The 21,803-nt window shown below is 61.1% G+C and carries 16 protein-coding genes and 1 pseudogene; 5 read left to right on the top strand and 12 right to left on the bottom strand.

The window, feature by feature from the left end; all coding sequences use genetic code 11:
* Window positions 1-5: 5 nt before the first annotated feature.
* From AC07OF_RS04325 to AC07OF_RS04270, 12 genes and pseudogenes are all read right to left on the bottom strand, one after another.
* Window positions 6-1,628 (bottom strand): methyl-accepting chemotaxis protein, encoded by a 1,623-nt coding sequence (locus AC07OF_RS04325; protein WP_157193798.1) that lies wholly within the window; start codon window positions 1,626-1,628, stop codon window positions 6-8.
* A 129-nt stretch (window positions 1,629-1,757) separates the two neighbouring features.
* The gene (locus AC07OF_RS04320) at window positions 1,758-2,450 is read right to left on the bottom strand and encodes a tellurite resistance TerB family protein (protein ID WP_157193800.1); all 693 of its coding nucleotides are present in this window, start codon (window positions 2,448-2,450) and stop codon (window positions 1,758-1,760) included.
* A 73-nt stretch (window positions 2,451-2,523) separates the two neighbouring features.
* Complete coding sequence (locus AC07OF_RS04315; protein WP_157193802.1) at window positions 2,524-4,089, bottom strand: diguanylate cyclase domain-containing protein; 1,566 nt, start codon at window positions 4,087-4,089, stop codon at window positions 2,524-2,526.
* Window positions 4,090-4,119: 30 nt separating this feature from the next.
* Complete coding sequence (locus tag AC07OF_RS04310; protein ID WP_157193803.1) at window positions 4,120-4,425, bottom strand: hypothetical protein; 306 nt, start codon at window positions 4,423-4,425, stop codon at window positions 4,120-4,122.
* An 18-nt stretch (window positions 4,426-4,443) separates the two neighbouring features.
* The gene (locus tag AC07OF_RS04305) at window positions 4,444-6,072 is read right to left on the bottom strand and encodes a HAMP domain-containing methyl-accepting chemotaxis protein (protein ID WP_157193805.1); all 1,629 of its coding nucleotides are present in this window, start codon (window positions 6,070-6,072) and stop codon (window positions 4,444-4,446) included.
* Window positions 6,073-6,187: 115 nt separating this feature from the next.
* A complete protein-coding gene (locus AC07OF_RS04300; RefSeq protein ID WP_157193807.1) occupies window positions 6,188-6,835 on the bottom strand; it encodes a response regulator in 648 nt (215 codons plus the stop codon).
* 32 nt (window positions 6,836-6,867) lie between these two features.
* A complete protein-coding gene (locus AC07OF_RS04295; protein WP_495072596.1) occupies window positions 6,868-10,071 on the bottom strand; it encodes a hybrid sensor histidine kinase/response regulator in 3,204 nt (1,067 codons plus the stop codon).
* A 31-nt stretch (window positions 10,072-10,102) separates the two neighbouring features.
* Window positions 10,103-11,290, bottom strand: coding sequence for a response regulator cyclic di-GMP phosphodiesterase PvrR (pvrR, locus tag AC07OF_RS04290; protein ID WP_476445928.1), 1,188 nt, complete (start codon window positions 11,288-11,290; stop codon window positions 10,103-10,105).
* Window positions 11,280-14,051, bottom strand: coding sequence for a response regulator (locus tag AC07OF_RS04285; protein ID WP_157193813.1), 2,772 nt, complete (start codon window positions 14,049-14,051; stop codon window positions 11,280-11,282). Before AC07OF_RS04285 ends, pvrR begins: the two co-directional genes overlap by 11 nt.
* Window positions 14,052-14,130: 79 nt before the next feature.
* On the bottom strand, window positions 14,131-14,424 hold the full coding sequence (locus AC07OF_RS04280) for a hypothetical protein (protein ID WP_157193815.1): 294 nt from the start codon (window positions 14,422-14,424) through the stop codon (window positions 14,131-14,133).
* A gap of 11 nt (window positions 14,425-14,435) precedes the next feature.
* On the bottom strand, window positions 14,436-15,224 hold the full coding sequence (locus AC07OF_RS04275) for a methyl-accepting chemotaxis protein (protein ID WP_495072652.1): 789 nt from the start codon (window positions 15,222-15,224) through the stop codon (window positions 14,436-14,438).
* A 69-nt stretch (window positions 15,225-15,293) separates the two neighbouring features.
* Window positions 15,294-16,061 (bottom strand): annotated as a pseudogene (locus AC07OF_RS04270) (MCP four helix bundle domain-containing protein); the annotation flags it as partial.
* Between the two features lie 306 nt (window positions 16,062-16,367).
* Between AC07OF_RS04270 and ydcS the strand changes: the two are divergent.
* The 5 genes from ydcS to AC07OF_RS04245 all read left to right on the top strand — a co-directional run bounded on the left by ydcS (window position 16,368) and on the right by AC07OF_RS04245 (window position 21,800).
* Window positions 16,368-17,519 (top strand): putative ABC transporter substrate-binding protein YdcS, encoded by a 1,152-nt coding sequence (gene ydcS / locus AC07OF_RS04265; RefSeq protein ID WP_157193819.1) that lies wholly within the window; start codon window positions 16,368-16,370, stop codon window positions 17,517-17,519.
* Between the two features lie 84 nt (window positions 17,520-17,603).
* Window positions 17,604-18,644, top strand: a complete 1,041-nt coding sequence (locus AC07OF_RS04260; protein ID WP_157193821.1) for an ABC transporter ATP-binding protein — start codon at window positions 17,604-17,606, stop codon at window positions 18,642-18,644.
* 1 nt (window position 18,645) lies between these two features.
* Window positions 18,646-19,560, top strand: coding sequence for an ABC transporter permease (locus AC07OF_RS04255; protein WP_495072595.1), 915 nt, complete (start codon window positions 18,646-18,648; stop codon window positions 19,558-19,560).
* Complete coding sequence (locus tag AC07OF_RS04250) at window positions 19,550-20,356, top strand: ABC transporter permease (RefSeq protein WP_157193825.1); 807 nt, start codon at window positions 19,550-19,552, stop codon at window positions 20,354-20,356. Before AC07OF_RS04255 ends, AC07OF_RS04250 begins: the two co-directional genes overlap by 11 nt.
* A 19-nt stretch (window positions 20,357-20,375) precedes the next feature.
* Window positions 20,376-21,800, top strand: coding sequence for a gamma-aminobutyraldehyde dehydrogenase (locus AC07OF_RS04245; protein ID WP_476445931.1), 1,425 nt, complete (start codon window positions 20,376-20,378; stop codon window positions 21,798-21,800).
* The last annotated feature ends 3 nt before the right edge of the window (window positions 21,801-21,803 follow it).

Here is a 21,803-nt window from a genome sequence, read left to right as displayed (position 1 = left end):
GCAGGTCAGACTTTGAACCGCGATACACCGCCACGCAGGCCGCTCGCCACCTGACTCAACTCATCGATGGCAAAACTGGCCTGGCGCAGCGATTCCACGGTCTGGCTGCTGGCATCGCCCAGTTGCGCCAGGGCGTGGTTGATCTGCTCGGCACCGGTGGCCTGGGCCTGCATCCCCTCATTGACCATCAGCACCCGCGGCGCCAGGGCCTGGACCTGATGGATGATCTGGCTCAGTTGCTCACCGACCTGCTGCACTTCGAACATGCCACGGCGCACTTCTTCAGAGAACTTGTCCATACCCATGACCCCGGCCGACACTGCCGACTGGATCTCGCGGACCATCTGTTCGATGTCATAGGTAGCCACCGCTGTCTGGTCGGCCAGACGCCGCACTTCAGTCGCCACCACGGCAAAGCCGCGGCCGTATTCACCGGCCTTTTCCGCCTCGATGGCGGCATTGAGCGAGAGCAGGTTAGTCTGGTCGGCGACCTTGACGATCGTCACCACCACCTGATTGATGTTGCCCGCCTTCTCGTTGAGGATCGCCAGCTTGTTGTTGACCAGGTCGGCTGCGCCCATCACCTGGTGCATGGTCTCTTCCATCCGCGCCAGACCTTGCTGGCCGGAGCCGGCGAGGATCGACGCCTGGTCGGCGGCCGAGGTAACTTCGGTCATGGTCCGTACCAGATCACGGGAGGTAGCAGCGATTTCCCGCGAGGTGGCGCCGATTTCCGTGGTGGTGGCGGCGGTTTCAGTGGCAGTCGCCTGCTGTTGCTTGGAGGTGGCGGCGATCTCGGTCACCGATGTGGTCACCTGCACCGAAGAGCGCTGGGCCTGGGACACCAGGTTGGTCAGCTCGCCCATCATGTCGTTGAAACCGGTTTCCACCGCGCCAAACTCGTCCTTGCGATCGAGGTTCATGCGCACGCTGAGGTCACCGCTGCTGAGTTTGTCCAGGGCATGCACGATACGTTGCATGGGCGCAGTGATGGCACGCATCAGCAGCAAGCCACAAATAGCGGCGGCAATAATCGCCAGGACCAGGGAAATGATCATGCTGACCTTGGCCGTGATCACCGCTGCGACGATCGAGTCGGCCGCCTCTTCGGCCGAATGCCGGTTGCGCTCGATCACGCTGTTCAGGTGTTTGCGGCCAGTAACCCAGGCCGGAGTCAGCACATCGCCAATCAATTGCTGGGCTTGGGCGTAGTCCTTGCGGACATAGGCTTCAAGCACCGTATCGATAGCCTTGGTGTAGGCATCTTCGAGGCGGCCGAACTCATCGAAGTTGGCCTGGTCGTCGGGATCCTGGATAGTCGCCTGATAACTGGCCATGTGCTGCTTGAGGCGATCGTCGAAGTCCTTGTACTGCGCCTTGTCGGTTGCAGTGAGCTCACGCTGCCCGCTCAAGCCCACCAGTTGCTGGGTCAACACGTAACTGTCGACCCAGGCGCTGCGGATCATCGAACTGTAGTAAACCCCGGGGATGCTGTCAGTCCGCACCGCTGCCTCATCGGACTCGATGGTCACCAGGCGCGAATAGGCCGCCACCACCATCAACAGCATGATGGCGATAATCACGGCGAAGCTCGCCAGGATCCGTTGGCGCAAGGTCCAGTTTTTCACAGTCAGCCCTCAAGTGTTCTACGCGAGCAGAAAAATGGGCAGAGTATAGCCCAGGCACTATGGGCTTTTGCGGCTGACTTTCAGGCTGGATCGACGCAAATTGGCATCATCCTGGCCACTGGCCCGTAATCATTGACCGATGGCTTGTTTCACCTGATTTTCCAGCTCGACTTTCAACGCCGGATCGAGCTTGAGCTGACGGGCCAGTTCGTCCAGATAAGCCCGTTCCATGAAATGTTCCTCGTCAACCAGCATGACGCTGGCGATGTACATCTCGGCAGCCATTTCCGGCGTGCGGGCGGCGCGCGCCACATCGGCCGGGTCCAGCGGCTTGTTGAGCTCGGCGTGCAGCCAGTGCTGCAGTTCCTGATCGTTGGAGAGCTTGACGAACTCGCCCTCGATCAACGCCCGTTCGCGCTCGTCGACGTGGCCATCGGACTTGGCCGCTGCCACCAGAGCCTTGAGAATTGCCTGGCTGTGCTGTTCGACCTGGGCAGGTGGAAGACGATCGAGGGTCTGCAGTTCAGCCGGCGCCGTGGCGCCCTGTTTGGCCTGCCAATTGCCATAGGCCTTGTACGCCAGTACTCCAAGCGCCGCCAGGCCGCCGTAGGTCAGGGCTTTACCCCCGTATTTGCGGGCTTTTTTACTGCCCATCAGCAGGCCCATGGCCCCGGCAGCCAGGGCTCCGCCACCGGCACCGGAGAGCAGACTGCCAAGACCACCACCGCCCCCAGACTTGCCAATGGACGTCTTGCCTGACTGATTCTGCAACAGCTCCTGGCCGGACTTGAGCAACTGGTCAAGCAAACCACGGGTATTCATCACGCGTCTCCACAGTGCGGAAATGAAGGCCAAGAATAAGCCCTCCCCACACTCCCGGCTCATCGTAATCTTGTCACAACATTTCCAGAGGCTGCTCTTTGGCGTGGAACCGGATCGCATTCTTGCCTGCACCCTTGGCCTCATACATGGACTTGTCCGCCAGCTTCACCAGCGTATCCGGCTCCTCGCCATCGTCGGGGAAGACACTCACCCCGATACTGGGCGTGACAAACACTTCATGCCCGTCCGCCATAATGGCCTGCCCCACCGAAGCGAGCAGTTTGCGGGCAATGGGCTCGATCTGACTGACGTCATGGATATCTTCCAGCACCATGGCGAACTCATCGCCGCCCAACCGCGCCACGATATCGACGTCCCTCAGGCAGCCTTTGAGCCTGCTGGCAATGGTGGTCAGCGTGCTGTCACCGACCATGTGCCCCAGGCGGTCGTTGATCTCCTTGAAGTGGTCAAGGTCCAGGAACAGAATCGCCACCTTCAAGCCGGCACGTTGGCCACGGGCAATGGCTTGGGTCAGCCGCTCGCGAAACAGCACCCGGTTCGGCAGATCGGTCAGCGAGTCATGGGTGGCCAGGTAACCCTGCAACTCCTGCTCTGCCTGTTGTCTGGTGATATCACTGCACACCGCCACATAGTTGAGGGTCGACTCATCAAGGCTGCGAATGGCCGTGATGCACAGCGACTCCAGGTAGAGGTCGCCGCACTTCTTGCGGTTCCACAGTTGCCCCTGCCATTGCCCATGTTCGATGAGGCTTTGCCACATGTCGGCATAGAACGCCGTGGATTGCCGGCCGGAACTCCACAGGCTCGGCTTCTGACCCAGTACTTCTGCTTGCGTATACCCTGTCATCCGGGTGAAGGCAGGGTTGACCTTGGTGATCCGGCCACTCTGGTCGGTGATGATCACACCATTGAGGGTGATGTTGAATACCTGGTCCACCAGCCACAGGTGCTCGAGGGATTTGCGCTGGGCATCGTCCCGCTGCCGCCGCCATTGCAAAGCAAACGCCCCCAGCGCAATCAGTGCCAGTGACAGGCCCAGCGCCGCCCAGCAGATTCGGGCGAAGAGCTGCTTGCTGTTGCTGGCCAACTGCCCGGACTGCTCGACGTTGACCCGCAAGGCGCTGGCCAGCAGGTGGTCCAGCCGATCGAAAAACGGGGTGTTTTGTTCGTACCAGCGCATGACGCCGTCATAATCTTCGAACTGAAGCCGCGCCAGAGACTCGTGCGCAAGTGTGCTGGCGTGCGGCAGTGCGATCCGGATCTGCTCTGCCAGTTGCTTTTCCCGGGAGCTGCTGATGCCTTCGGGATAATAGAGTTGCCATTCCCTGGCGATGGAATCGAGCCTGGACGCGACCGCCCTGGCATAGGCTGCGGTCGTACTGGCCTGGCGATGAGCAAACACTTGCCATTGCAATTGACGAATATCGCTCTGTGACGCACGAATGTTGGCAAGATGCCTGATAGGCGCCGAATTGCCGTTGTACATCATGTGTATGTAGTTATCGAACGTGCTGATCATCATCAGCCCGCCGAGCAAGACGGCGACTGCGCTGGCGATGCCAAGGGACACAGCGGGATAAAGCTTTACCCTGTTCTTGTTGTTCAAATACGCGCGCATCGTTAACGCTCTTCCAGGCCTTGCCTGTACTTATCCGCACCGAGGGATGTAGTCGTTGTTGCTCATCCGCTTCAGTAGCCGCGCTGCCGGACGGCAAAATATCTTGCGCCTGAAGGTTTTATCCAGCCATGCATTGAGTTCGTACAGCCGGACGGGGGCCAGGCCGGGATAATCCTGGAGCGCTGTGACCACATCGTGCTGTGCCTGATAGTTGCCACGCAGGTTGCGGCTTTCGATGTATTGCCTGACGAAACCATGGATATCGCAGGTTTCACTCTCTGAAATGAAGATTCTGTTCAAGCTTTGCGGATACTGTTTGGTAAATTCCGGCAGCATGTCCGACTCCTCATAGCGCTAGATGATGAAACGCGCGACCAACCTGTTCAGGTCCGTCGCCAGCACCGAAAGTTCGCCACTGGCCTGGAAAATCTGGTCTGCAGCACTGGTGCTCTGTACCGAGAGGTTGTTGATACTGACCAGGTTCATGTCCACGGACTTGGCCACCTGTGCCTGTTCTTCGGAAGCAGTAGCGATCAGACAATTGCGATCGTTGATATCGGAAACCGCCCGGGCGATCTCGGAAATCGCCGTGCCCGCCTCGCGGGCGATCTTCAGCGTCGCCATCGCCTCCTGGTCGGTCTGCTTCATCGACGCCACCGCCATCTGCGAACCGCTCTGGACGCTCTTGATCATCTCCTCTATCTCTTGCGTGGAAGCCTGGGTACGGTGTGCCAGGGCGCGCACCTCATCAGCTACCACTGCAAAACCACGCCCTTGCTCACCGGCCCGGGCCGCTTCGATGGCTGCGTTGAGTGCCAGGAGGTTGGTCTGTTCGGCGATGGCCCGGATCACATCCAGGACCTGGGCAATGCTGGCAGTGCGCACCGCCAGTTGCTCGATCTCCACACTGGTGCCCTGGACCGCGAGGCTCAGGTTCTCGATCGAGGTGATGGTCTCGGTCACCCGTTGCATGCCGGTGCGCGCCGACTGCTCCGACTGTTGGGTGGAGACCGATGCCGCCACCGCGTTGCGTGCTACCTCATCCACTGCCGCCGTCATTTCGTTCACCGCGGTCGCCGCAAGCTCCGTTTCCATGCGCTGGCGCTGCACGCCCGAGCTGGATTGGTGGGTAACGGCGCTCATTTCTTCCGCTGCCGCCGCCAGTTGCGACGAAGAATCGGCGATGTGATGAATAGTGCCTTTCAGGTTGCCCAGCATCTGCGCCGTAGCATTCTGCAGCTCAGTAAGCTCGTCCTTGCCGGAAATACCGATATCGCCCACCAGGTTGCCGCCGGCGACCTTCTGCGTGACCCCAAGGAGTTCGCGCAGGGGCACGATAATGCTGCGGGTGAAAACCAGAGTGAGGATGCAGGTCACCAGCAGCGCGATGCTGACCACCACGATGGTCGCCAGGGTGCTCTCATGCGCTTCTTCACGGGCCTTGGCACCGGACTGCTCGGCACGTTCCATCATCAGGCGCTGCAGTTCCCCGGTGGATTTCAACAACACCTCGGCCGCAGGTGCTGAAATACTGTTGATGAACCTCACCCGCTCTTCCTGGCTAGCAGTGCGGCCCAGCGCCAGTAACTGCTCAACCTGCCCGGTGAACGTGTTGACGTTGGCGTTGACGATATCGAAAAGGTGCTGCTCCTCAGGGCCGTAAATCAACGGAACATAGGCTGCGGTTTCCTGTAGCAGGGCATCCTTGCGGCGGTTTATCTGTTCGGCAGCGGCATCGGCATCGGCGGCTTGCGGATTACCCATGGCGAAGAGCAGGTTCGCCACCCGCAACCTGTAAGTGGCGGCTTCGATAAGGCTGGCCTGGCGAACGCTCGGCAGGCAGTTGTCCTGCAGGTCCGTGATCGACCACTGGACGTTCTCCATGCGCCACAGCGACTGCCCGCCGAGCAACACCAGCAAGACGCAGGTAATGCCGAACGTCATTACGGTCCTGGGAACCAGCTTTACATTCCTGATAAACATGTGCGCCACCGCCGAGCCCTGCAGGCCATAAATCCACGTGAGTGAACCTTACCCCCGGGTACCTGCCCTGCTCTATCAGGCAATCCTGAAAACCGGCGGGACTGACTGCGATGGTTTACTGAAAGAGCTGCTCCTCCATACAGAAGGTAATCAGTTCCTGGTCGGTTCTGACATCCAGTTTGTGCATGGCCGCCACTTTCTGGGTACTGATGGTTTTGGCGCTTCGGTTCTGGGCCCTGGCGATGTCGTTCAGGCTCATACCGGCGATGAACAACCGCAATACTTCCATTTCCTTTGGGGAAAGTGAGGCCACGCGTTCATCGACCGACCGCGCGACTTCCCGCACACAGGCACGCTCTAGACCGGCGACCTTGTATTTGCGCTTGTGCACCAGCGCCTCCAGGGCCCGCTCGATCTCGGCATGCAGCTGGTTCTTCTGTACCACCCCGGCCACCCCAAGATCGTACAGCCGGGAAAAAATCAGTTCATTGGAGACCATAGTCAGCACCAGGACCTGCAGGTCAGGGAAATTACGCGCGATGTAATCGATCAACTTCAGGCCGTCACCGAACTGCGCATCGCCCGGCATGTTGTAGTCGGTAATGAGGATGTCAGGGCTGGAGGCGTGCAATCTGGCAATCAGGTCAGTGGAGTTCGAAGCCTCCGCGACTACCTCGAAGCGCTCATCCGCGTCAATGAGCTGGCGCACCCCAAGCAGCACGATAGGATGGTCATCGGCAATGACAACGGTGGTTTTGTGCATGTGTGAACGGTCCAAGTGAGAAGCGGCGGCCTTCATATCGACATTACCAACCCGAACAGCCTGTCCAGCGCCCGGCTCAAATCGGCCTGCAACGCGGCATCCAGGGCCTGCTCATGCAGTCGCTGCTCCAGGTCGCCGAACACTTGCGACAGCTCGTCGGCACGCACCACGGCCAGTGCACCGCTGACCGAGTGCACCAGCTGTACCACCTCGGCCTGGTCACCTGTGGCAAGGGCTGCATGAAGGGCGTCGATATCTACCCGCATGGTACGGCAGAACAGACTGCGCATGGAATCAGAGAGCACGCCTGCGGTCACACCGGCGCCAGCGCCCGGATCCTGGACGACACCGCCGCTCGGCAGGCCGCCGAGCACATCCAGCAGGTCCTCCAGCAGCAGCGGCTTGACCATCCAGGCACTCATGCCCACGGCGATGCAACGCTCACCTTCGTCGCGCAATGCATTAGCCGTAATGCCGATGATCGGAACCTGCCGGCTATCAGCGCGGATCGCCCTGGCGAGTTCATAACCGTTCATGACCGGCATGTTGACGTCGCTCAACACCACCTCGATCCCACCCTGCTGCCACACCTGCAGCGCCTGCCGGCCATCGCCGGCGACGCTGACCCGGCAGCCCAGCGCTTCAAGCTGCTCCTTCAAGATAGCCTGATTGACCAGATTGTCCTCGGCGACCAATACGTGAAAACCGAGTGACGCCGGTGTGGCGCCGGGCAGCGGATCGGCCCCTGCGGGCACTTCTTCGGTGGCCATACGCACGCCCTCGGCGATGGCCCGCAGGTGGTGCGCACTGACCCTGAAGCACTCCCCCGTGTATTCGGGAACCCGCGGCCCATCGTGCTCGCACAGCAGCCGTCGGCCTGACCAGGCGAATGTCTGCTCGGGGTCGGCCAGGACATCCACCAGCAAGGCCTCGGACAACGCGCCGTGGGGACTGGCCGACACCACTGTGGCCCGGGCGCCCCAACGGACCAGCCAGGCGCAGAGATGCTCGGCCAGTTCACAGGCAGGCGCGCGGACCTGGACCTGGTGTCCGCCGAGGTCGATTGCCGGGGCCGACTCCACCGTCGCGGCAGTACGTTCGAAGGGCAGCTGCACAGTGAAGCTGCTACCCAGCCCCTGCTCACTTACGACAGTGATGTGCCCGCCCATGCGTTCGACGAAGCGCTGGCAGATCGACAGGCCCAGCCCCGTGCCACTGACCAGGTTGCTGGTGCTGGCTTGATAGAACGGTTCGAAGATATGCAACTGCTGTTGCTCGTTGATCCCGATACCGGTATCGGCTACCTGGAACCGCAGCGACACCTGTGCATCCGTGCTTTCCAGCACCTGGCAACGCAGTACGACACGGCCAATGCTGGTGAACTTGATCGCATTGCCCACCAGGTTGTGCAGCACCTGGCGCAGTTTGGCCATGTCGCCGAGCAGTTGGTCCGGTATCCATGGATCGGTGCAGGCATAGACCTGCAAGCCCTTGCCCCGGGCACTGACGACATGCGCCGCGATGACCTGCTCGACCACCTCCAGTGGCGAGAAGGCGGTGGTCTCGAGCGCCAGCTGGCCGGACTCTATCTTCGAAACATCCAGTACATCACTGATGACTTGCAGGACCGTCGACGAGGACGACTGAATCGTTTGCAGATAGTCGCGCTGGCGCTTGTCCAGTCTCGACAGCCCCAGCAGCTCCAGGGTGCCCAGTACACCGTAGAGCGGCGTGCGTATTTCGTGGCTCATGGTGGTGAGGAAGACGGTTTTGGCCTCGTTCGCCCGCTCGGCCTCCTGCTTGGCCTGGTGCAGGGCAAGCGAGCGCTGCTGGTGCTCGGTGATATCCGAGAACGCACACAGTTGCACCTCCTGCTCCTGGTAGCGAGCCGATGAGTAATTGACCAGGTAGTAACGTCCCTCGAGCACCATACAGGCATCGCCGTCGAGGACCGCGTCGGTTGTGCGCAAAAGCTCCACCACCGCCTGGGACACTGGCCTGCCCTGCTGTGCCCGCAGGTTTTCGATCACCATCCGGCCATCGGCCTTGCCAATGACCACGAGGCCGGCGGGCGCCCCTTCGATCACCGCATGGCTGAAGGCCTGGCTCTCCAGCAGGCGTGCCTGTGCCTCCTTCGCCGGAGCGACGACGCGAGCCTGATAGCGCCGGTACAGCCAGCGCAATCCCAGGATCAGTACCAGCGAGGCAGCCAGCAGGCGTAACACCGGCAACGCCAGCCAGCGAAACAGTCCGGGGTAATCGACGAAGTACTGGGCCTGCCAGCGTGGCTGGGCGGAGTCGCTTTCGAACGTGCTGATCAGCAACCCGCTCGTCGTCAGTGAGAACCCTGCCCTTGCGCCGCCGGGCTCGCGCTGGCCGGTCAGTACATTACCTTGCGGGTCGATCAGGGTGAATTGGCCATGGAATGGCAACTCCAGGTCGCCGACCGCATCGCCGGAGTGCCCGAGTTCGAGCAACGCGGTGACCACCACCCGATCCATGCTACTGTCGACCCGCACCGGGTTGATCGGCAGCTCGCCGGCCACATAAGCGACAATTTCACGCCTGCCACCAGTATCCCGCAGCCCGGACACAATCGGTGCCCAGTGCACCCGGTAATCCAGCAACTTGTCAGGATCGCTCAGCGTGCGGGCCATCAGCCCGGCGGCGACCGATGTATAGTTCTGCTGTTCCAGCAGGTTTATGCTACGAAACCTGCCCACAGCAGGTACTGCGATGCTTGAAGGGTTTTGCGGGCTGAACACGAACAGCTGGGGCGAGGGGAACTGCGACAGCGCCCAGAATCGGCTGTAGTAATTGGTCAGATGCCAGCCCAGCGCAGACAGCGCATTCAGGCTGCGCTCATTCTGGTGTTGCTGGGCCAGCGCGACCGTAAACGGCATCGAGAAGTCGCTTTCAGCGACTTCATAGAGTTCGTTCACGCCATCCCCGGACCGGCGTACCTGTTTGAGCACAGGAGGTGCGCCCTGCAACGAGTCCGTTGGCGCCACCAAGCGGTCGGCGATTGCCTGCAGGAATACTTCCTGCTCCCGTATGTTCTCCATCACCCGGGCAAAGTGCGAGACAGCCTTTTCCTGCTGGCTGCCAAGCAGCAGCGCGATCGCCCAGATGTTGGTCATGAGCAACATCAACACCAGGCCAAGGGTCACCAGCAGACCACTGCTCAGGCGCATCGCGCTGCTGACCAGCGAGCCAAAGAGAGAGTCTGTGTTCATTTCATGCCTCGTTTATCCGATGTCAGTGCGATCACCGGCCTGCCGGACGCTCGTTGGCCAGCAGGTCGAGGAAACTCCCTGGATTCACTGCCTTGGAGAGTAGGAAACCCTGGACCTGATCGCAATTGACCTGCTTCAACAACGCCAGCTCCTGGGTAGTCTCCACCCCTTCGGCGACGACCTTGAGCCCAAGCTGCTTGCCCAGCGCGACGATGCTGGAAAGCGCCGCTGCAAGGTTGGCATTTTCCACGCAACCACTGACCAGGGAGCGGTCGATCTTTAGCTCCGTGAACGGCGTGGAGACCAGGTTGAAGTACGAACTGAAGCCTTTGCCGAAGTCGTCCTGGGCCAGGCCGAAGCCCTTGAGCCGCAGGCGGCAGACGCCAGCGAAATAGTGTCCTGGGTCTTTGGCCACAGAGCTTTCCATGATTTCAAAGCCGATGTCCGACGGCACCCCGCCCTTGCTGATGACATGAGCATGCAAGCGATCCGGCAAGTCCTCGTCGTCCAGCAAATGCGGCGGCAGATTGATCGACACGGGCACCCGGTAGCCCTTGCGGTGCCATAGGGACTGTGCGGCGATGGTCAGGCTCACCACCTGTATCAGCAACGCCTCCTCCAGGCGAAAGCTGACGATCCCTGGCAGAAAGTCCCTGGGCAACAGTACGTCACTGCCTTCGTCGACCCATCTCACCAGAGCTTCGGCGGCGACAATGTGCCCGTTGGCCAGCGACCATTTTGGCTGGAACCAGGGCTGAATCTGTCCCGAACGGATAGCCTCGCTCAGGGTTTCCAAACTGTGCATGCGCACCGGTGCTGACGCCGCGCGTTGCCCGGCGTCCGGCACCACCAATTTCTGCATTAGCCTGGCCAGGGCCTCAAGGCTTACCGGCTTGGCCAGCGGGCCGAGAACATTGAATCCCAGATGACTGGCTGCGAGACTCGCACTGCTGAGCATACGCCCGGGCAATGCACTCATGAAGGCCAGACTGGGCCTTTGCCCGAGTGCCGCCAGGCGCTGCACCAGTTGCATGCCATCCATGCCCGGCATCATCAGGTCGCAGAGCACCAGATCAAATGCATGCGTACTCAACCACCCCAGGGCTTGATCGCCGTTTCGTACGGCGTCCACCGTCACGCCATCAAGCGCGCGGAACAGGTCCAGCAGATAGAGTTGCTGAACAGGATGATCCTCGACCAGCAGAACCCTATACGCCACAGTCGCTCACCTTTTCGTAGTGCTGCAAGCAGTCGTACAAATCCCCCAGGCCAAACGGTTTTACCAGCAGTTCCTGCATCCCGGCGCCCAGGCAACGGTCACTTTCATCGCGCATCGCATTGGCGGTGGCGCCGATGATCGGTGCCTGGCAACCCTGGTCGCGCAGTTGCCTGGCCAGCTCGTAGCCGTTCATGCCTGGCATGTTGATATCGGTCAACACCACGTCATAACAGTCCTTCTCCCACAGCAGCAGTGCCTGTGAACCATCGCTGGCCAACACCACCTGGCAGCCCAGCACCTCCAACTGGTTCTTGAGAATCAGCTGATTGATCATGTTGTCCTCGACGACCAGCAGTTTCAGGTCGAGCTTTCTCGACACCTCAGGGTCGTCGGCAACCTGCGCCAGATCCGGATCCAGGCTTCCTTGGGCCAGCCTGAGCGTGTCGAACAACCCGTCGAGGTCGTTCAGCCGAACCTGCCAGTGCTGCCCGGCACAAGGCTCTTCTTCCGTGTCCTCAGGAGTGATCACGATCCTGGCGCCGGTCCATGCGCAGATCGGTGCGCCTCGCCGGTACGGGTAGACTTCGACGAGCACAGCCTCGCTGGCTGGTGTCCCGGTTTCGGGCAGACCGATTTGCGCCTTCGCCCCCCAGGCACCCAGCCAACTGCAGATGTACTCGGCCATCTCCCGTACCGGAGAGTAGACATGGACCCGTTTCGGCCAGAGCCCGGGTTCAAGCCTGATGTGCGCCTGGAGGGACCTCAAGCCGACCAGCAAAGTGAAACTACTGCCCAGACCTGGCGTGCTGACCACCCGTATCGCCCCCTTCATCAAGCCTGCCAGACGCTGGCAAATGGACAGCCCCAGGCCGGTGCCGGCGATGGTGTTGGCGCTGGCTCCCGTCTGGTAGAACGGATCGAAGAGAAAGACCTGGTCCTGCGGGTCGATGCCACGGCCACTGTCAGAAACCTGCCAGTGCACATTCAGTTGTTCACCCTCAACCGCTCCCGCACATACCCGCAGCACCACCTGGCCACTGTCGGTGAATTTCACGGCATTGCTGAGCAGGTTGTTCAGCACCTGACGGATACGTGTCGCGTCACCGTGAAGTACTTGCGGGATCTGCGGATCGACAAAGGCGTAGAGGTGAAGCCCCTTGCCTCGCGCTGCGCAGGCATAGCTCTGGATCACGCTGTAGACCAGTTCCAGTGGCTTGAAATCGCGCTCATCCAGCACCAGTTGCCCGGCTTCTATTTTGGCCACGTCGAGCACATCGCAGACCAGGTTGAGCAACGCACTGGATGAACTTTCGATGGCTTGGAGATAGGCCTTCTGCTGGCTCTTGAGCTCGGTCTTGCCCAGCAGCTCGAGGGTGCTGAGTACCCCATAGAGTGGCGTGCGGATCTCATGGCTCATGGTCGCCAGGAACAGCGTCTTGGCTTCGTTGGCGGCATCGGCGCTACGCTTGGCGGCGGCCATCGCTGCCTCCATCTGCTTGCGCGAACTGATATCGCTGAAGGCGCAGAACAGCACATCCTCACCGTTGTAGCGGGTTTTCACGAAACTCGGGTACAAGTGGCGACCATTGCCGGCCTGAAATTCGTCGGTGCGGATCGACCGGGCTTCATCGAAAGCCTGCTCGATCCAGCGATGGTGCAGGCGCTCGCGCTCGTTACACTCACCCAGCCACTGCTCGGACAGGCGGTTCTCCAACACCACCTGGCCGTCGGCACGGCGCAACACGCAAAGGGCAACCGGTGCAGTCTGGATGACTGCCCGGCTGAATGTCTCGCTTTCGATCAGCGCGTCGATGCGCCGGATCGCCGGGATGATCAGCCGACGTTCGATGCGCGATACCAGGCGGCAGACTGACATCCCCACGCCCAGGATTGTCAGCACGGAAAGCACCAAGGGCCAGAACACCACCTTGAGCAACGAGTACAGGTCCAGGACATAGAAGATGGTCCAGTTCGAGTACCCGAGCTTCTTGCGCATCACCAACTGGTCGGGCAGCCACCCGCTCCCCGAAAAGCCGAAACTCTTGCCGGCGGGCATGGCCAGTAACGGGTGGACATCCTGCGCATGGCCGGCGCTGCTCATCATCACATCACCGCCAGGGTTGACCATCATGAATTGCCCGGCCTTGTCGTCGTGCAACGTGTTGGTAACGTCGGAGGCGTCCATTTCCATGCCGATCCAGCCCGCGCCAGGCTGGTGCCGATCAGCCAGGGTGAACAGATACAGACGTGCGGGCGAGCTGCTGCTATCGGTGAGCCAGACGCCCTGGGCCACGACCGGCGAGTCGACATCGAAGAGACGCAAGCGAGCGAGAATGTCGTCGGACACTGGCAGTTTGAACGGGATACCCGTGCTCAGGTAAGCGAGCTGCATCTGAGCCTGCCCGGTAATCTGCAGCAGATTGACGCGGTGCTGACGCAGGAAATCGAGTGTCCGCTCTGACAGCAGTATGCGCCCTGGGGAGCGTTCAGCCGATTCGCCGGGCAGGTTGGCGGCGCACAGAGCAAGGGTACGCAAAAACGCCTCACGCTGGGTGAAGAACACCCGCGCATTGGTAATGGCATCCCCCATATAACCCTGGCGACGGGAGATCTCTCTGTTGAAGACCGCCCCCACCGCAATGATCGCCCCCACCACAGCGCCCAGCACCATCACCTGAGCGAACAGACGCAGCAACCTGCGCGCCGCTTTGGGCGTGGAAAAAAAGGCGTCGGCGGGCTGGAGGAACTGCTTAAGCTTCATCGCCGAAGAGTAAGCGTGCCAGCGACACGCAAACCATCAGCAAATCCTTAAAAATCGGGGGGTGATTCTCGATAGCATTTCAATCCAGCCGACTCAGGTGCCCCTCCGGGCCCAGCACCCGATTGAAGGCATTCAGATGCTCCTTGCACATGTGCCGGGTGAACAGCTCGATCAGTTCGCCGATGTCCGGACCAACCCGGTTACCACAATACAAGACCGCCGCCACCCTCCCCATGACCTCGGCGTTCAGGCGTGCCCGCGCACGCAATGCGTGGGCGGGCGTGTCCTTGTCCACACCGTCGAAAATGATCGGGATGAGGGCGAGGCCGATCACCTCAATCAACTCACCAATATCCAGGTCTGCCAGTTGCATTGCTTTATTCCTCAGGTCAGGAATCGTTTGGTCAGGTCACTCATGACGATGGCCAGCTTCGCCAGTTCGTTGCTCGCCGTAGCGGTCTGGTTGGCCCCCGCCGAAGTCTGGATCGACAGATCACGGATGCTGACCAGATTGCTATCCACCGAGCGCGCCACTTGCGCCTGCTCCTCCGAGGCGGTGGCGATCAGGAAGTTGCGTTCGTTGATCTCGGTGATCGAACGGGAAATCGCGTCCAGTGCAGCGCCAGCGTCCTGGGCAATACTCAGGGTGCTCTGGGCGTCGGTACAACTCTGTCCCATGGCCAGCACGGCCTGCTCGGCCCCGGTCTGGATATCGGCAATCATGCTTTCGATTTCCTTGGTGGACTCCTGAGTGCGATGGGCCAAGGCCCTCACCTCATCGGCCACCACGGCGAAGCCGCGCCCCTGGTCGCCGGCCCGGGCCGCCTCGATCGCGGCATTGAGCGCCAGCAGATTGGTCTGCTCGGCGATGGCACGGATCACGTCCAGCACCTTGGTGATGTTCTGGGCCTTGCTGGCCAGCCCTTCCACTTCCCCACTGGTACGGGTGACGATGCCGGTAAGGCTGCGGATCGCCTCGACGGTTTCCAGCACCCGCTCGGAGCCGATCTGGCTGGAAGCGTCCGATGCCTGAGCAGACTCCGAGGCCGAGGCCGCGTTCCTGGCGACCTCCTCGACGGCAACGGACATTTCATTCACAGCCGTTGCCGCCTGTTCGATCTCATCGTTCTGGCGCTGCAGGCCGTTGCTCGAATCCTCGGTCACCAAATGCATTTCTTCCGCCGCCGCGGCCAGCTGGGTGGCCGAATTGCCCATGTGCTGGATGGTGTCCCGCAGACTCGTCTGCATGGCGATGGTCGAGCGCATCAGGTCGGACAGTTCATCCTTGCCGGTAACTACCAGCTCGGTACGCAGGTCACCTTCGGCGATCTTGCGGTTGACATTCAATACCGACAGCAGAGGCACACTGATGCTGCGAGCGAAGAGGATGCCGAGAATGACACTCAAGCCAATCACCAACGCACCGATACCGATCACCGTAATGATCGAGCGCTGATAAATCGCTTCCGACTCGATGCCCGATTGCCGACCGCCCTCACGATTGAGCACCACAAGCTTGCCAATGGTCGCCTGAAGTTCGTTGGTGGGTTGGCGGATGTGCTTGTCGATGTAGTCGATGGCGTCCTGCGCTGCCCCCGAAAGGGCGATCTGCAGGAGTGCATCAAGCTTGCTGTCATACACAGCGATACCCAGCTTGACCGCCTGATAAATCTGCTCTTCTTCAGGGCTGCTGACCTGCTTCTGGTAGCCCTCCACCATCTGTTTCAGTTTGACCCGGATATCGGCCACTGTATCGGCCGAAGCCCTTCGCACCTCGGGACTGGCAGAGTTGATCATCCGGAAACTTTCCAGGCGCATGCGCAATACCATCGCGTCGATGGTTCCGGCCTGCCGGACACTTTCCATCCAGTTGCGCTCGATCTCCACCGCCGCTGCACGAACCCGCCCCATCTGCCAGAGGGAAATCGCGCCAAGCGCTACGACCAGCAGGTTGATGATGACGAAAATCAGCGTGGCACGCTGGGCCAGCCGCAAGTTCCTGAGTTGCATGTGATGTCCTGCCAGGAGGTTGATCTGGCGGACGAGTCTAGGGAACGGGGAGTAAGGCGGGCTATCAGGCAAACCTTAAAAATGCATCGCTGTGGGAGCGGGCTTGCCCCGCGATATGGGCGCCTCATCCTCATCGAAAAAAAGGATATACACTGACAGCCAACGATAAAACCAATTGTGAGGCCACCCCTCATGATGCCCCTGCACGCCAGGGCGATCACCAGGAACCAACCGACGATAACCGCACTACGCTTGTACCTTTGTTTGTTACTGCCCCGACCATAATTTCAAACAAGAGGGAACACCATGTCAGCGCACAAGACCGCATTGTTCAGCGTTCTGAGTACCGCCTTGCTGGCCAGCGCCAGCTTGCAGGCCGCCGAGCCGCTCAAGGCGGTGGGTGACGGCGAAGGCCAGCTGGATATCGTTGCCTGGCCCGGCTACATCGAGCGCGGTGAAAGTGACAAGGCCTACGACTGGGTCAGCGGTTTCGAGAAGGAAACCGGTTGCAAGGTCAGCGTCAAGACCGCCGCCACCTCCGATGAAATGGTCAGTCTGATGACCAAGGGTGGTTACGACCTGGTCACTGCCTCGGGCGACGCCTCGCTGCGCCTGATTGCCGGCAAGCGCATTCAACCGATCAACACCGCGCTGATCCCGAACTGGAAGAACCTTGACCCGCGTTTGAAGGATGGCGCCTGGTATGTGGTGAACAATCAGGTGTTCGGCACCCCTTACCAGTGGGGCCCCAACGTATTGCTGTACAACACCAATGTATTCAAGGAGGCGCCCACCAGTTGGGGGGTGATCTTCGAACCGCAGAACCTGCCGGACGGCAAGCCGAACAAAGGACGAGTGCAGGCTTACGACGGGCCAATCTATATTGCCGACGCGGCGCTGTACCTGAAATCGGCGAAGCCGGAGCTGGGTATCCAGAACCCCTACGAACTCAACGAAACCCAGTACAAGGCGGTGCTCGAACTGCTGCGTCAGCAACAGCCGCTGATCCATCGCTACTGGCATGACGCGACTGTGCAGATGAGCGATGTGAAAAACGAGGGCGTGGTCGCTTCCAGCTCCTGGGGCTATATGGTCAACACCCTGAAGGCCGACAAACAGCCGGTGTCGTCGACCATTCCCAAGGAAGGTGCCACCGGCTGGGCCGATACCACCATGCTGCATGCCGAGGCCAAGCACCCCAACTGCGCCTATAAATGGATGGACTGGTCGCTGCAACCCAAGGTCCAAGGCGACGTGGCGGCCTGGTTCGGTTCGCTGCCGGCGGTACCGGCAGCCTGTACCGGCAGCGAATTGCTCGGCGCCGAAGGCTGCAAGACCAATGGCTTCGACAACTTCGACAAAATCGCCTTCTGGAAAACCCCACAGGCCGAGGGTGGCAAGTTCGTGCCTTATAGCCGCTGGACTCAGGACTACATCGCAATCATGGGTGGCCGTTAGGGCCTCTTCGCGGGGCAAGCCCGCTCCCACACTGTAGGAGCGGGCTTGCCCCGCGATCCAGTCTAGAGACTCGGAGCACCGCACATGACCCTTGCAGTCCAGTTCACCGATGTTTCCCGCAGTTTTGCCGAGGTCAAGGCCGTAGACCGGGTGTCCATCGACATCCATGACGGCGAATTTTTCTCCATGCTCGGCCCCTCGGGTTCAGGCAAAACCACCTGCCTGCGCCTGATTGCCGGCTTCGAACAGCCCAGCGCCGGCTCCATCCGTATCCACGGTGCCGAGGCGGCCGGGTTGCCGCCGTACCAGCGCGACGTCAACACGGTATTCCAGGACTACGCCCTGTTCCCGCACATGAATGTGCTCGATAACGTCGCTTATGGCCTGAAAGTCAAAGGCGTGGGCAAACAGGAACGCCTGAGCCGCGCCGAAGAAGCCCTGAGCATGGTCGCCCTGGGCGGTTACGGGCAGCGCAAGCCGGCGCAACTGTCCGGCGGTCAGCGCCAGCGTGTGGCCCTGGCCCGCGCTCTGGTCAACCGCCCGCGTGTGCTGCTGCTCGACGAGCCCTTGGGCGCACTGGATCTGAAGCTGCGCGAACAGATGCAGAGCGAGTTGAAAAAACTGCAGCGCCAGTTGGGCATCACCTTCATTTTCGTCACCCATGACCAGACCGAAGCGCTGTCGATGTCCGATCGGGTCGCAGTGTTCAATCGCGGCCGCATTGAGCAGGTCGATACGCCGCGCAATCTTTACATGAAGCCGGCCACCACGTTTGTTGCCGAGTTCGTCGGTACCTCCAACGTGCTGCGTGGTGAACTGGCGGCGCAGCTGAACGGCAGCCAGTTGCCCTTCTCGATTCGTCCGGAACACATTCGTCTGGGCGAGCAGCCTGCCGCCAGCGATGAAGTCCAGGTCAGCGGCCTGCTGCACGATATCCAGTACCAGGGCAGCGCCACCCGCTACGAGCTGAAGCTCGACAATGGCCAGTTGCTGTGTGTCAGCCAGGCCAACAATCAATGGCAGCAGCAGGCCACGCCCTGGCAGACCGGCCAACGCCTGCAGGCCCGCTGGGCACGGGAAGCGATGACCTCACTGCAGGAAACCGTATTGAACGGGGGCCAGTAAGATGAACCTGGCCCTGCGACGCTTCTGCGACCTGCTCTACCGACGCCCCAATCTTTATCTGGCGCTGCTGCTGGTGCCACCCCTGATCTGGTTCGGGGCGATCTACCTCGGTTCGTTGCTGAGCCTGCTCTGGCAGGGCTTCTACACCTTCGACGATTTCACCATGGCGGTCACCCCGGAATTGACCCTGGCCAATTTCGCCGCCCTGTTCAATCCGTCGAACTTCGACATCATCCTGCGCACGCTGGGCATGGCCATTGCCGTATCGATCGCCAGCGCCACCCTGGCGTTTCCGATCGCCTACTACATGGCCCGCTACACCAGCGGCAAGACCAAGGCCTTTTTCTACATCGCGGTGATGATGCCGATGTGGGCCAGCTATATCGTCAAAGCCTATGCCTGGACCCTGCTGCTGGCCAAAGGCGGCGTGGCTCAATGGTTCGTCCAGCAGCTCAACCTGGAACCTGTGCTGCAGTTCATTCTCGGCATTCCCGGGGTCGGCGGCAGCACCCTGTCGACCTCGCACCTGGGGCGCTTTCTGGTGTTTGTCTACATCTGGCTGCCGTTCATGATCCTGCCCATCCAGGCCGCGCTGGAGCGCTTGCCGCCATCGCTGCTGCAAGCCTCGGCTGACCTCGGCGCCAAGCCCCGGCAAACCTTCATGCAGGTGATCCTGCCGCTCTCGGTGCCAGGCATCGCCGCCGGCTCGATCTTCACCTTCTCGCTGACCCTGGGCGACTTCATCGTGCCGCAACTGGTCGGCCCTCCCGGCTACTTCATTGGCAGCATGGTCTACGCCCAGCAAGGCGCGATCGGCAACATACCGATGGCCGCAGCCTTCACCCTGGTGCCGATCGTGCTGATCGCCATCTACCTGTCCATGGTCAAACGCCTGGGGGCTTTCGATGCACTCTGAACAAGCGTCCTGGGGCCTGCGCCTGGCGGCCTGGGGTGGGTTGGTGTTCCTGCACTTCCCGATCCTGATCATCTTTCTGTATGCCTTCAACACCCAGGATGCGGCGTTCAGCTTCCCGCCCCAGGGCTTTACCCTGAAGTGGTTCAGCGTGGCGTTTTCCCGGCCCGATGTGCTTGAAGCGATCAAACTGTCGGCGCAGGTCGCCTGCCTGGCCACGCTGATCGCCCTGGTGCTGGGCACCCTGGCGTCGGCAGCGCTGTACCGACGCAGCTTCTTTGGCAAGGAAAGCATCTCGCTGATGCTGATCCTGCCGATTGCGCTGCCCGGGATCATCACCGGTATCGCCCTGCTGTCGGCGTTCAAGACCCTGGGCATCGAGCCTGGGATTTTCACCATCGTCGTTGGTCACGCGACGTTCTGCGTGGTAATCGTCTACAACAACGTCATTGCCCGCCTGCGCCGCACTTCCCACAGCCTGATCGAGGCCTCGATGGACCTCGGCGCCGACGGCTGGCAGACCTTCCGCTACATCATCCTGCCCAACCTCGGCTCGGCCCTGTTGGCAGGCGGCATGCTGGCCTTCGCCCTGTCGTTCGATGAAATCATCGTCACCACCTTTACCGCCGGCCACGAACGCACCCTGCCGATCTGGTTGCTCAACCAGCTCAGCCGGCCGCGTGATGTACCGGTGACCAATGTGGTCGCCATGCTGGTGATGCTGGTGACCATGCTGCCGATCCTCGGCGCCTACTACTTGACCCGCGGCGGCGAAAGCGTTGCCGGCAGCGGCAAATAACATTAGGAGGACGTAAATCATGCAAACCCGACTGCTGATCAATGGCCAACTGGTTGCTGGCGAAGGTAACGCGCTGGCGGTACTCAACCCGGCGCTGGGCAGCGTGCTGGTGGAGATCAACGAAGCCAGCGAGTCCCAGGTCGATGCCGCCGTGCGTGCCGCCGACCGTGCCTTCGAAAGCTGGTCGCAGACCACGCCCAAGGAACGTTCGCTGCTGTTGCTGAAGCTGGCGGACAGCATCGAAGCACATGGCGAGGAACTGGCCCGGCTGGAATCGGACAACTGTGGCAAACCCTATGCGGCGGCGCTCAACGACGAGATCCCGGCAATTGCCGATGTGTTTCGCTTCTTCGCCGGTGCCAGCCGTTGCCCGGGCGGCTCGGCCGCTGGTGAATACCTGCCGGGGCATACCTCGATGATTCGCCGCGACCCGCTTGGTGTAGTCGCCTCCATCGCCCCGTGGAACTACCCGTTGATGATGGTCGCCTGGAAGATCGCCCCGGCCCTGGCCGCTGGCAACACCGTGGTGCTCAAACCTTCGGAACAGACACCCCTCACCGCCCTGCGCCTGGCGCAACTGGCCGCCGAGCTGTTTCCCGCCGGCGTGCTGAATATCCTCTTTGGCCGGGGACCGAGTGTCGGCACGCCGCTGGTTACCCACCCGAAAGTGCGCATGGTGTCGCTGACCGGTTCCATCGCCACCGGTGCCAACATCATCGCCAGCACCGCCGACAGCGTGAAGCGCATGCACATGGAGTTGGGCGGCAAGGCTCCGGTGATTATTTTCGACGATGCCGATATCGATGCCGCCGTCGAAGGCATCCGCACCTTCGGCTTCTACAACGCAGGCCAGGACTGCACCGCCGCCTGCCGCATCTATGCCCAGAGCGGCATCTACGAGCAGTTCGTGGAGAAACTCGGCAAGGCTGTAGCGAGTATCAAGCACGGTCTGCAGAACGACCCGGACACCGAACTGGGCCCGCTGATCACTGCCCAGCACCGCGACCGGGTGGCGGCCATGGTCGAGCGGGCCATCGCCCAGCCGCATATTCGCCTGATCACCGGCGGCAAGGCGGTGGCCGGTGATGGCTTCTTCTTTGAACCCACGGTGTTGGCCGATGCGCAACAGGATGACGAAATCGTCCGCCGCGAAGTGTTCGGGCCGGTGGTTTCGGTGACCCGTTTCGACGACGAGGCTCAGGCCCTGGCCTGGGCCAATGACTCGGACTACGGTCTGGCCTCCTCGCTCTGGACCGCTGATGTCGGCCGCGCCCACCGCGTCTCGGCGCGCCTGCAGTACGGCTGTACCTGGGTCAACACGCACTTTATGCTGGTCAGCGAAATGCCCCACGGCGGCCAGAAACTCTCTGGCTATGGCAAGGATATGTCCGTGTACGGGCTGGAAGACTACACCTGCATCCGGCATGTGATGTTCAAACACTAAGGT

The organism is Pseudomonas sp. GW821-FHT10B02 (assembly GCF_059415665.1).
This window is presented reverse-complemented; position numbering and strand designations above follow the sequence as displayed.